The 12,697-nt window shown below is 73.0% G+C and carries 7 protein-coding genes; all 7 read left to right on the top strand.

Translation table 11 applies throughout. The features are described from left to right. Positions 1-29: 29 nt before the first annotated feature. The 7 genes from gatB to ilvC all read left to right on the top strand — a co-directional run bounded on the left by gatB (position 30) and on the right by ilvC (position 12,551). Positions 30-1,541: an Asp-tRNA(Asn)/Glu-tRNA(Gln) amidotransferase subunit GatB gene (gene gatB, locus ACIPSC_RS10040; protein ID WP_400824579.1), complete on the top strand. Its 1,512-nt coding sequence runs from the start codon at positions 30-32 to the stop codon at positions 1,539-1,541. 331 nt (positions 1,542-1,872) lie between these two features. Then, entirely contained in the window at positions 1,873-2,031 is a 159-nt protein-coding gene (locus ACIPSC_RS10035) for a hypothetical protein (protein WP_400824577.1), read from the top strand. A gap of 134 nt (positions 2,032-2,165) precedes the next feature. Further along, positions 2,166-5,213, top strand: a complete 3,048-nt coding sequence (locus ACIPSC_RS10030) for an AAA family ATPase (protein WP_400824576.1) — start codon at positions 2,166-2,168, stop codon at positions 5,211-5,213. Positions 5,214-5,686: 473 nt separating this feature from the next. After that, positions 5,687-8,617 carry a putative bifunctional diguanylate cyclase/phosphodiesterase gene (locus ACIPSC_RS10025; protein WP_400824960.1) on the top strand — a complete coding sequence of 977 codons (2,931 nt, stop codon included), beginning with the start codon at positions 5,687-5,689 and terminating at the stop codon, positions 8,615-8,617. A 331-nt stretch (positions 8,618-8,948) separates the two neighbouring features. Next, a complete protein-coding gene (locus tag ACIPSC_RS10020) occupies positions 8,949-10,805 on the top strand; it encodes an acetolactate synthase large subunit (RefSeq protein WP_400824575.1) in 1,857 nt (618 codons plus the stop codon). Between the two features lie 72 nt (positions 10,806-10,877). Then, the gene (ilvN, locus tag ACIPSC_RS10015; protein ID WP_238951331.1) at positions 10,878-11,402 is read left to right on the top strand and encodes an acetolactate synthase small subunit; all 525 of its coding nucleotides are present in this window, start codon (positions 10,878-10,880) and stop codon (positions 11,400-11,402) included. Between the two features lie 150 nt (positions 11,403-11,552). Further along, entirely contained in the window at positions 11,553-12,551 is a 999-nt protein-coding gene (gene ilvC, locus ACIPSC_RS10010; RefSeq protein WP_400824574.1) for a ketol-acid reductoisomerase, read from the top strand. The last annotated feature ends 146 nt before the right edge of the window (positions 12,552-12,697 follow it).

Below are 12,697 nucleotides of genomic sequence, written 5' to 3'. Positions count from 1 at the left end.
CTCCACAGACTTTTAGCGAAGGGGACGCTGTGAGCGTCATGAACCTGGTCTCCTACGAGGACGCTCTCGCGTCGTACGACCCGGTGATGGGCCTTGAGGTCCACGTCGAGCTGGGCACCAAGACCAAGATGTTCTGCGGTTGCTCGACCGAGCTGGGTGCCGAGCCGAACAGCCAGGTCTGCCCGACCTGCCTGGGCCTGCCCGGCTCGCTGCCCGTGGTCAACGCGGTCGGCGTGGAGTCTGCCGTCAAGATCGGCCTGGCGCTGAACTGCGAGATCGCCGAGTGGTGCCGGTTCGCCCGGAAGAACTACTTCTATCCGGACATGCCGAAGAACTTCCAGACCTCGCAGTACGACGAGCCGATCGCCTTCAACGGCTACCTCGACGTGCAGCTGGAGGACGGCTCGACCTTCCGCGTGGAGATCGAGCGCGCCCACATGGAGGAGGACACCGGCAAGTCCAGCCACGTCGGCGGCGCGACCGGCCGCATCCACGGCGCCACCCACTCGCTGCTGGACTACAACCGGGCCGGCATCCCGCTGATCGAGATCGTCACCAAGCCGATCGTCGGCGCCGGCGAGCGCGCCCCCGAGGTGGCCCGCGCGTACGTGGCCGAGCTGCGTGAGCTGATCAAGGCGCTGGGCGTCTCCGAGGCCCGGATGGACAAGGGCCAGATGCGCTGCGACGTCAACCTGTCGCTGCGCCCGAACGGCACCGAGACCTTCGGCACCCGCTCCGAGACCAAGAACGTCAACTCGCTGCGCAGCGTCGAGCGGGCGGCCCGGTTCGAGATCCAGCGGCACGCCACCGTGCTGGTCGACGGCGGCACCATCATCCAGGAGACCCGGCACTTCCACGAGGAGGACGGCAGCACCACCTCCGGCCGGATCAAGGACAACGCCGAGGACTACCGCTACTTCCCCGAGCCGGACCTCGTGCCGATCGCGCCCGCGCGCGAGTGGGTCGAGGAGCTGCGCGCCGGGCTGCCGGAGCTGCCGCGCGTGCGCCGGGCCCGGCTGCAGTCCGAGTGGGGCCTGTCCGACAAGGACATGCAGGCGGTGCTGAACGCCGGTGCGGTCGAGCCGATCCAGGAGACCATCGCCGCCGGCGCCCCGGCCGACCAGGCCCGCAAGTGGTGGATGGGCGAGCTGGCCCGCCGCGCCAACGAGACCGGCACCGAGCTGAGCGAGCAGCCGATCACCCCGGCGCAGGTCGCCCGGGTCACCGCGCTGGTCGCCGAGGGCAAGCTGAACGACAAGCTGGCCCGCCAGGTCATCGAGGCCGTGCTGGCCGGCGAGGGCGAGCCGGACGAGGTCGTCGAGAAGCGCGGCCTGGCCGTCGTCTCGGACGACTCGGCGCTCGGTGCCGCCGTCGACCAGGCCATCGCCGAGAACGAGGCGATCGCCGCCAAGATCCGCGACGGCAAGGTCGCCGCGGTGGGCGCGCTGGTCGGCGCGGTCATGAAGGCCACCCGCGGCCAGGCCGACGCGGCCCGCGTGAAGGACCTGATCCTGGAGCGCCTCGGCGCGGCAGGACAGTAGGCGCAGCCTGGAGCGCCTCGGCGCGGCAGGTCAGTAGGCGCAGCCTGGAGCGCCTCGGCGCGGCAGGACAGTAGGCGCAGCCTGCAGAAGCTGGGCGTCTCAGCCTGAGCTTCCTAAGGCACCTAAGGTGTCTAAGGCCTCCTAAGTAGGACCTAAGGCCCGGTCCCACCTCCGAATCGGAGTGGGACCGGGCCTTTGCCGTTTTCCGATGCCCCGTCTAAGGCGTCCGGGGCCCGGAAGATCGGTCAGGCTTCCGATGTGGCGGCCCCACCTGGGGGAGGAAGCTCTTACTCGACAGCGAAACGCAGTGAAACCCAAAAGGGGAACCGAAGTGATCGAGTACGAGCTCATCCAGCAGCAGGTACGCGAGCTGCACGCCCGCGCCGAGCACCAGCGCCTGGTCCGCGAGGCCAAGGGGGGCCGCCGCGGTTGGCTGCGGCAGCCGGCCGCCCGTGCCGTGCGGCGCGCCCAGCGCCTGCAGGAATGCTGACGGACCGGCACCCTCGGGGTGCCGAAGGGACTCCGGAAGGGGAGGCGCTGCAGGGGAGCGCCTCCCCTTCCGGGCGTTCGGGGACCGGGATAACCGCTCGGCCGGGCGGATCGGCGTATGGCATGCTCGCCTCCATGCAGCAGATATCGGTGAGTCCCGTCTTCGTCGGCCGCGGCAGCGAGATCACCGAACTGACCGACGCGCTGCGGCGGGCCGGGGCGGGGAGCCCGCAGACCGTCCTGATCGGCGGCGAGGCGGGGGTCGGCAAGACCAGGCTGCTGGAGGAGTTCCTCGACCGGGCGGCCCGCGCCACCGGCGGGGGAGTGGCGGCCACCGTCGGCGGCTGTCCGGAGGTCGGCGCGGAGGGGCTGCCGTACGCACCGCTGGCCACCGCGCTGCGCCGCCTGCACCGGAGCCTGGGCGCCGAACTGGAGGCCGCGGCCGCCGGTCTGGAAGGCCATCTCGCCCGGCTGCTGCCCGACTTCGGCGAGGAGGACGGCGGACCCAACGACGAGTACGGCCGGGCCCGGCTGTTCGAGCACACCGCGAGGCTGTTCGAACGGCTCGGCGCGGACCGTACCCTCGTACTCGCCGTCGAGGACCTGCACTGGGCCGACCGCTCCACCCGGGAGCTGCTCGCCTACCTGGTCCGCACCCTGCACCGGGCCAGGGTCCTGCTGGTCGCCACCTACCGCACCGACGACCTGCACCGCCGCCACCCCCTGCGGCCCTTCCTCGCCGAGCTGGAACGGCTGCGCACCGTCCGGCGGTTGGAGCTGGAGCGGTTCGGCCCGGGCGAGGTCGCCGCGCAGCTGGCCGGCATCCTCGGCACCGCCGCCCCCGACCGGCAGCTGGTCGACCGGATCCACCGCCGCTCCGAGGGCAACCCGTTCTTCGTCGAGGAGCTGGCCACCTCCTACCGGGAGGGCTGCTCCGCCGGGCTCACCGACTCGCTGCGGGACATCCTGCTGGTCCGGGTCGAGGCGCTGGACGAGGAGACCCAGCGGGTGCTGCGGATCGCCGCCGAGGGCGGCTCCTACGTCGAACACGCGCTGCTGGCCGCGGTGCTGGAGGACGAGGAGGCGCTGATCGAATCGCTGCGCACGGCCGTCGGCGCCAGCATCCTGCGCCCGGACACCGACGGCGACGGCTACCGCTTCCGGCACGCGCTGGTCCGCGAGGCAGTCTCGGACGACCTGCTGCCCGGGGAACGGCACCGGATCAACCGCCGCTTCGCCACCGTCCTGGAGGAGCAGCCGCACCTGGTCGGCGCCGACGTCCGCCCGGCCCGGCTGGCCAACTACTGGTACCACGCGCACGATCCGGCCCGGGCCCTGCCGACCGCGCTGGACGCCGCCCGGGCCGCCCGCCGGCGCAACGCCTTCGCCGAGCAGCTGCGGATGCTGGAGCGGGCCCTGGAGCTGTGGGACGAGGTCTCCGAGGACGTCCTGGCGAACACCCTGCGCCCGTACGACTGGGCCGAGACCTACCCGCCCGGCTCCTGCGACCACGGCGCCGGGGACCAGGACTGCGGCCGGATCCAGCTGATCGACGTGCTGGCCGAGGCGGTGGTCGCGGCCCGGCGCAGCGGCGACCGGGAGCGCGGGCTGAGCCTGGCCAAGCGCGGGCTGAAGCTGGTCGACGAGACCGAGCACCCGGTGCGCGCGGCCTGGTTCCGGATGAACCGGGCCCGGATGCTCGGCCATCTCAACCGGGCCGGCAACCACGACGAGGCGGCGCACGCCCGGCGGCTGGTGGAGAACCTGCCGCCGTCCGCGGTGCAGGCCGAGGTGCTGGCGCTGAGCGCCGGCGTCGCGATGCTCACCGATCCGACCGAGGAGGACGTGCGGCTCGCCGAGCGGGCCGCGGAGATCGCCCGCCAGGTCGGGGCGCACGCGATCGAGCAGCACGCCCGGATGACGCTCGGCTCGCTCCGCAGCGACCTGCACCACGACCCGGAGCGGGGCATCGCCGAGCTGTCCGAGGCGGTCGCCGCCACCCGCGGTCTCGGCGTCCCGGACGTGCTGCTGCGCGGCATCAACAACCTCGCCAGCATGCTGCAGTCGCTCGGCCGTGCCGAGGAGGCGGTGGCGCTGGCCCGGGAGGGGCTGGAGGCGGCCGACGGCAACGGGCTGCTGCGCAACGTCGGCACGATCCTGACCGGCAACCTCGCCGAGGCGCTGCTCGACCTCGGCCGGGTCGACGAGGCGACCGCGCTGCTGGCCGACTCCGAGCGGGTCGACCCGCCGGGCAGCCACGCCGAGTTCCTGGACCGGCTGCGCGGCGACCTCGCCATGCGGCGCGGGGACCTCGCCACCGCGGCCGGCATGCTGGCCCAGGCCCGGGCGTCCAAGCACAACTGCCAGTTCCAGCACAGCGTCCCGATCTCCCGGCTGGCGATGGTGCTCGCGGCCCGCGCCGGCCGGCCGGCGGAGGCCCGGGCCGAACTGCTCGCCGTCGCCGAGGGCCACCTCCCGGCCGGGAACGAGGCCTCGCTGTACCCGCTGCTGGCGCTCGGCGCGGGCGTCGAGGCGGACCACCGCGGCCTGCCCGAGCTGGACCGGGACCGGGCCGCGGTGCTCGCGCGGATCGCCGCGGCGGCGGCCGGGCTGATCCCGAAGGCGCCGCTGCACGAGGGCTGGGCCCGGCTGCTGGAGGCCGAGCTGGCCCGCGCCGAGGGGGCGGACACCCCGGCGCACTGGGAGGCCGCCGCCACGGTGCTGCGGCCGACCGGGCTGCCGTACCCGCTGGCGCTGGTGCTGCTGCGGGCGGGCGAGGCCGAGGTGCTGGCCGGCCGGCGCGAGGCCGGTGCGGAGCGGCTGCGCGAGGCGCGGGAGCTGGCCGGTGTGCGGGGCGACAGCTGGCTGCTGGCGGAGATCGACGCGCTCGCCGAGCGGGCCGGGCTGGCGCTCACCGCGCGCCCGGCGGCCGCCCCTGCACGGCCGGCGCCGGCCGGCGACTCCTTCGGCCTCACCCCCCGTGAGCGGGACGTGCTCCGGTTGCTCGCGCGGGGCCGGACCAACCGGCAGATCGCGGAGGAGCTGTACATCTCGCCGAAGACGGCGAGCGTGCACGTCTCCAACATCCTCGGCAAGCTCGGGGTGGCCGGCCGGGGCGAGGCCGCCGCGCTGGCCCACCGGTTGCGGCTGTTCCCGGAGGAGTTGGTGCCGGCCGGGCGGTGACGCGGACGGTGCCGCGGTCCGGGGCCGGAGGAGCCCCGGGCGGTACGGCGGTCGGAGGGCGCTGACCTGTGCTCCTGTGCGCGCTGCGTGAGCCCCTTCGTGCGCGCCCCCGCCAACCGGCCCGTTCCGGCGGAATCAGGTGCAATTCCCCACTCCGGCACCATTACTCTAAGTGGAGTGTGCGTGTCATTGAGTGACCGAAGTGGTGTAGGGTCCGGAGTGGGAACATCGGTGCGGTGTGTCGGCCGGCAGGCCGTCCACCCCCTGGGCCGCTGCCCTGGCGGGGCGACAGGTCACCGCGTACGGCCACCAGCTGCGCGGCCGGTGGTCCGTGGCCGGGGCGCCGGGTCCCGCGCCGGAGGGGGAGAGGCCGAGTGAGCTCCACCGATGCGGTGCTGCCCGGAACCGGACGGCCGGGGGTGCCGGACGCCGACGTGGGCCCGGCCGCGGACCGGCGCGGCCCGGTGCGTCGAATGCTGGACAGCCGCAGCCTGCCCGGCGCCGTCCTCGGCGGGCTCTGCCTCGCCTACGCGCTGGGCGCGGCCCTCGGCTGGGGCTCCCGCCAACTCGCAGTCTTCATGGGGGACTTCGGACTGGCGGCGGCGGCCCTCGCGGCGGCGCTCTCCTGCCTCGCCTACGGCTGCACGGTCGGCGGCCACGCCCGCCCGGCCTGGCTGCTGTTCGGCCTCTCCTCGCTCATGGTCGCCTTCGGGAACGGCACCTGGGGCTGGTACGAGCTGGTCGAGCGCACCCCGCTCCCGCAGGACTCGCTGGCCGAGTACGCGTTCCTGCTCTTCGCCCCGCTCGCCATCACCGGCGTGCTGGTGCTCGCCCAGCGCCCGCGCAGCGCGGCCGGCTGGCTCTGCCTGATGCTGGACGGCTGGCTGGTGGCCGGCTCGCTGTTCACGCTCAGCTGGAGCCTGGCGCTGGGCCGGATCGCCGCCGGCGAGGACGGCTCCCCGCTGCGGCTGGCGCTCAACCTGGCCTACCCGGTGCTGGACATCCTGCTGGTCAGCCTGGTGGTCGGGCTGCGCTTCGGCGGCCGGGACGGAAACCGGGCCGCGGTGCACACCGCCATGATCGGCCTGGCCGTCACGGTGCTCTGCGACGCCCTGTTCACCTCGCCCGAGCTGCGCAACAGCTACCACTCGGGGGAACTGCTGGATGCCGGCTGGTTCGCCGGCAGCCTGCTGCTGGCCTGGGCGCCGTGGTCGCCGCGCTGGCGCCGGCCGCTGCGCGAGCACCCCTCGGCCGGCGGTCTGCCGCGCCGCCGGGTGGCCACCACCTTCAGCGCCCTCACCCCGTACGCGGCGGCCGCCGTCTGCACCGCCGGCATCCTCTACAACGCCCTCGGCGGGCGTCCGCTGGACCGGGTGGTGGCCGCGGCCGCCTGCACGGTCGGGCTGGCGCTGATCCTGCGCCAGGGCGTGATGCTGCTGGACAACCTCTCGCTGGCCCAGGAACTCGCCCACAAGGAGGCGCACTTCCGCTCCCTGGTGCAGGGCTCCAGCGACGTCATCATGATCGCCGGCGCCAGCGGCGTGCTCTCCTACGTCTCCCCGGCCGCGCTCGGCGTCTACGGCCGCGACCCGGAGGAGCTGGTCGGCGGCAACCTGCTCGACCTCGTCCACCCCGAGGACGTGGACCGGGTGCTGATGGAGGTCCGCCGCTTCCTGGCCCGCGGCCGGCTGCTGGCCCACCGGTCGCCGGGCGCCGCCGGCGAGACCTCCCCGGCCCGGGTGGAGTGCCGGATCAGCTCCGGCTCCGGCGAGTGGCTGCACGTCGAGTCGACCGTCGACCGGTACCGCGACGGCCTGATCCTCAACAGCCGGGACGTCACCGAACGCGTGATGCTGCAGGCCCAGTTGCAGCACAACGCCTCCCACGACCCGCTCACCGACCTGCCCAACCGGGCGCTCTTCGCCCAGCGGCTGCGAGCCGCCCTGGCCACCCGCGGGCTGCAGGAGGGGGCGGGCGCGGGCATCGCGGTGCTCTTCCTCGACCTCGACGGCTTCAAGGCGGTCAACGACAGCGCCGGCCACCAGGTCGGCGACGAGCTGCTGGTGCAGGCCGCCCGCCGGCTGCAGGGCGCGGTGCGCAGCGGGGACACCGTCGCCCGGTTCGGCGGCGACGAGTTCGCGGCGCTGGTCTGCGGACCGCTCGGCCGGCTCCAGGTGCAGGAGCTCGCCGAGCGGCTGCGGGTGGCGCTCTCCGAGCCGTACTGGATCGGCGGGGCCGAGCTGAGCGTCGCGGCCAGCATCGGCATCGCCTTCGGTACGCCCGAGCGCGGCCCGGCCGCCGACCCTAGAGCCGCCACCGACGAGCTGATGCGCAACGCCGACCTCGCGATGTACCGGGCCAAGTCCGAGGGCAAGGGCCGGGTGGTGCTCTACACCCCGGCCATGCGGGCCGACCTGGAGCGCCGCACCGAGCTGGACGAGCGGCTGCGGGTCGCCGTCCGCGAGGGCGGCTTCACGCTGCTGCACCAGCCCGTGGTCGACCTCGCCACCGGCACCGTCACCGGCGTCGAGGCGCAGGCCCGCTGGCGCTCGGCGCAGGGCCTGCTGCTCACCCCCGCCGAGTTCCTGCGCTCCGCCGAGCACGGCGACGCGGCCGCCCGGTTCTCCCGCTGGCTGATCCACGAGGCGGTGGGCGCCGCCGCGCAGCGACGCGGGCCGGCGGGCCGGGGCCGCTCGGGGCCGGCGCCGGTCCCGGTCTCGGTGCGCCTCTCGGCCGAGCGGCTCTGCTCGCCCGGCACCTACGAGGCGGTGGTCGCGGCCCTGCGCGACAGCGGGCTGCCGGCCGGCCAGCTGGTCGTCGAGGTCGCCCGGATGGGCTCGGACGGGCTCGCCGACGAGCTCGGCAGACGGCTGGCCGCGCTGCGCAGGCTGGGCGTCTCCACCGCGCTGGCCGGCCTCGGGGCCGGGAACGGCTCGCTCGGCGCGCTGGCCCGGCTGCCCTTCGACTCGCTCAAGCTGGACCGCACGCTGGTCCAGGACCTCGGCGAGTCCGGGCTCGGCAGAACGCTGGCCGGGCACGCCCTGCGGCTCGGCCGGGACCTCGGGCTGGGCACCGCCGCCGAGGGGGTGGACCTGCCGCGCCAGGTCGCCGTGCTGCAGGAGCTCGGCTGCCGGCAGGGGCAGGGCTCGGCCTTCGCCCCGCCGCTGGACGAGACCAGACTGCGCCGCGCGCTGGCCCGGCGGGTGTACCCGCTGCCGAGACCGCTCGGCCCGCTCACGGCCCGCCGCGGCTTCCTGGCCGCCGACACCCGTCCGGGTGGCCGGGGGGAGCCCGGCGCAGGGCGTGTCGAACATCACCACGGCGCCTCCGACCTGCCCGAACACCGTGCCGTGGCGGGTCCAGGGCGGGGTCCGCATGGCGAGACTGTCGTCCCACCTGCTTGACAGTCGGCCCCGCACGGGAGGAAGGTCGTTGCCATGCGCACCCGAATTCTCGTACTTGGCGGGCGCGTCGGCTGAGCGGGCCATGCCCTGCTCGTGAGAGACCGACGCGCCACCCCTCGCATGCCCTTGGCACGAGGGGTTTTTTGTTGCACTGACGCTGTTCCACCAGGCAAGACCTCCTGGCCCCGATCGCCCGAACTGCTCCGATTTACCAGGAAAAAGCGGGACGATTGGGGCAGAGCCGGCGATCGGCCCGATCAGCGGTACCCCACCCTCGACAACCGGGGACCGCAGCCACCAGGGCCGGCAGAAACCGAGAAGAGACAGGCAGATGACTGAGCACGCCGCATCCCCCCGCCGCGGGGACACCCCGGCCGCCCACGCTCCCGCTCCCCAGCACGTCGTCGAGACCATGACCGGCGCCCAGTCGCTCATCCGCTCGCTCGAGGCCGTGGGCGCGGACACCGTCTTCGGCATCCCGGGCGGGGCCATCCTTCCCGCGTACGACCCGCTGATGGACTCGTCCAAGGTGCGCCACATCCTGGTCCGCCACGAGCAGGGCGCCGGCCACGCCGCCACCGGATACGCCCAGGCGACCGGCAAGGTCGGCGTCTGCATGGCCACCTCCGGCCCGGGCGCGACCAACCTGGTGACCCCGATCGCCGACGCCTACATGGACTCGGTGCCGGTCGTCGCCATCACCGGCCAGGTCGCCTCCAAGGCGATCGGCACGGACGCCTTCCAGGAGGCGGACATCTGCGGCATCACGATGCCGATCACCAAGCACAACTTCCTGGTCACCGACCCGGCCGAGATCCCGCGCGTGATCACCGAGGCCTTCCACATCGCCGCCACCGGCCGCCCCGGCCCGGTCCTGGTCGACATCGCCAAGGACGCCCTGCAGGCCACCACCACCTTCCGCTGGCCGGCCGAGACCTCGCTGCCCGGCTACCGCCCGGTCACCAAGCCGCACGCCAAGCAGATCCGCGAGGCCGCGAAGATGCTGGTGAGCGCCAAGCGCCCGGTGCTGTACGTCGGCGGCGGCGTGATCAAGGCGCACGCCACGGCCGAGCTGCGGATCCTCGCCGAGCTGACCGGTGCCCCGGTGGTCACCACCCTGATGGCGCTCGGCGCCTTCCCGGACAGCCACCCGCAGCACCTGGGCATGCCCGGCATGCACGGCAGCGTCCCCGCGGTCACCGCGCTGCAGAAGTCGGACCTGCTGTTCACCCTGGGCGCCCGCTTCGACGACCGCGTCACCGGCAAGCTGGACAGCTTCGCCCCGTACGCCAAGATCGTCCACGCGGACATCGACCCGGCCGAGATCGGCAAGAACCGCCCGGCCGACGTGCCGATCGTCGGCGACGCCCGCGAGGTCCTGGCCGACCTGATCGTCGCCGTCCAGGCCGAGTTCGACGCCGGCCACAAGGCCGACTACGCCGACTGGTGGACCAAGCTCAACGAGTGGAAGAACACCTACCCGCTGGGCTACGAGCCGGCCCCGTCCGGGCAGCTCTCCCCGCAGCAGGTCATCGAGCGGATCGGCAAGCTGGTCGGCCCGGACGCGATCTACGCCGCGGGCGTCGGCCAGCACCAGATGTGGAGCTCGCAGTTCATCCAGTTCGAGAAGCCGGGCACCTGGCTCAACTCGGGCGGCGCGGGGACCATGGGCTACGCCGTCCCGGCGGCGATGGGCGCCAAGGCGGGCCTGCCGGACACCGCGGTCTGGGCGATCGACGGCGACGGCTGCTTCCAGATGACCAACCAGGAGCTGGTCACCTGCGCCCTGAACGGCCTCCCGATCAAGGTCGCGGTCATCAACAACGGCTCGCTGGGCATGGTCCGCCAGTGGCAGACCCTCTTCTACAACCAGCGCTACTCCAACACGGTGCTGCACTCCGGCCCGGACCACGACGGTGTCGAGCCGCCGGTCCAGGGCGGCACCAGGATCCCGGACTTCGTGATGCTCTCGGAGGCGATGGGCTGCGTCGGCCTGCGCTGCGAGCGCCCCGAGGACCTCGACGCGGTCATCAAGAAGGCGATGGAGATCGAGGACCGCCCGGTGGTCATCGACTTCATCGTCCACCAGGACGCGATGGTCTGGCCGATGGTCGCGGCCGGCACCAGCAACGACGAGATCCAGTTCGCCAAGGGCGTCCGGCCCGACTTCGGCGACGACACCGACTGACCTCCCGCCCGCCGCCACCCTTCCAACGACCGGCTCGCCGGACTCCCCTAGCGACCGAGGAAACAGAGACACATGTCCAAGCACACCCTCTCCGTCCTGGTCGAGAACAAGCCCGGCGTGCTCGCCCGCATCGCCTCGCTGTTCTCCCGTCGGGGTTTCAACATCGACTCCCTCGCCGTCGGCCCGACGGAGCACCCGGACGTGTCCCGGATGACCATCGTGGTCAACGTCGAGGACCTTCCGCTGGAACAGGTCACGAAGCAGCTCAACAAGCTCGTCAACGTGATAAAGATCGTCGAGCTCGACCAGGCCGCTGCGATCCAGCGGGAACTGGTCCTGGTGAAGGTCCGCGCCGACAACGAGACCCGGTCGCAGATCGTCGAGATCGTCCAGCTGTTCCGCGCCAAGACGGTCGACGTGTCCCCGGACGCGGTGACCATCGAGGCCACCGGCAGCTCGGACAAGCTGGAGGCGATGCTCCGGATGCTGGAGCCGTACGGCATCAAGGAGCTGGTCCAGTCCGGCCTGGTCGCCATCGGGCGCGGCGCCCGGTCGATCACCGACCGCTCGCTGCGCGCCCTCGACCGCAGCGCGTGACCCCCGGGGACGGCGCGCCCACCACCGGCGTGACCACCGCCGACGCGCGCCGTCTCATCCCCTGAAGCACTGCCCCACACCCCCGCCGGGTCCACGTACGGTAGGAAACGCAGTACCCGGCAAGACCATCACGCAAGGAGATGTGCCCCCGTGGCCGAGCTGTTCTACGAAGACGACGCCGACCTGTCCATCATCCAGGGCCGCAAGGTCGCGGTCATCGGCTACGGCAGCCAGGGCCACGCCCACGCGCTGTCCCTGCGCGACTCCGGTGCGGACGTCCGGGTCGGTCTGAAGCCGGAGTCGAAGTCCCGCGAGAAGGCCGAGGAGGCCGGCCTGCGCGTGGTCACCCCCGCCGAGGCCGCGGCCGAGGCCGACGTCATCATGATCCTGGTCCCGGACCCGATCCAGGCCGACGTCTACGCCCAGGACATCGCGCCGCACCTGAAGGCCGGCGACGCCCTGTTCTTCGGCCACGGCCTGAACATCCGCTACGGCTTCATCAAGCCGCCGGCCGACGTCGACGTCTGCATGGTCGCCCCGAAGGGCCCGGGCCACCTGGTCCGCCGCCAGTACGAGGAGGGCCGCGGCGTCCCCGCGATCGTCGCCGTCGAGCAGGACGCCACCGGCAACGCCTTCGCCCTGGCGCTCTCCTACGCCAAGGGCCTGGGCGCCACCAAGGCCGGCGTCATCAAGACCACCTTCACCGAGGAGACCGAGACCGACCTGTTCGGTGAGCAGGCCGTCCTCTGCGGTGGCACCGCCGCCCTGGTGAAGGCCGGGTTCGAGACCCTGGTCGAGGCCGGCTACCAGCCGGAGATCGCCTACTTCGAGTGCCTGCACGAGCTGAAGCTCATCGTCGACCTGATGTACGAGGGCGGCCTGGAGAAGATGCGCTGGTCGGTCTCCGAGACCGCCGAGTGGGGCGACTACGTCACCGGTCCGCGCATCATCACCGACGCCACCAAGGCCGAGATGAAGAAGGTCCTGGAGGAGATCCAGGACGGCACCTTCGCCAACACCTGGATCGCCGAGTACAAGGCCGGTCTGCCGAAGTACAACGAGTACAAGAAGGCCGACGAGGACCACCTGCTGGAGACCACCGGCAAGAAGCTCCGCTCGCTGATGAGCTGGGTCAACGACAAGGCCTGAGCCTGCGCGGACTCCGGTCCGACGACGGTCCTGCCGCGTTCTGCAGGAACCTTGTACAACTAGGCTGCTCCCGTCCGGGTGATTTCGCCGGACGGGAGCAGCCTGGCACCCAGCCCGTCGATACACTTCCGAGTGCGCGTCAGGCC

The organism is Kitasatospora sp. NPDC090091, assembly GCF_044747365.1.
Taxonomy (GTDB): Bacteria; Actinomycetota; Actinomycetes; order Streptomycetales; family Streptomycetaceae; genus Kitasatospora.
The sequence above is the reverse complement of the archived record's forward strand: the minus strand, read 5'-3'. Positions and strand labels throughout refer to the sequence as shown.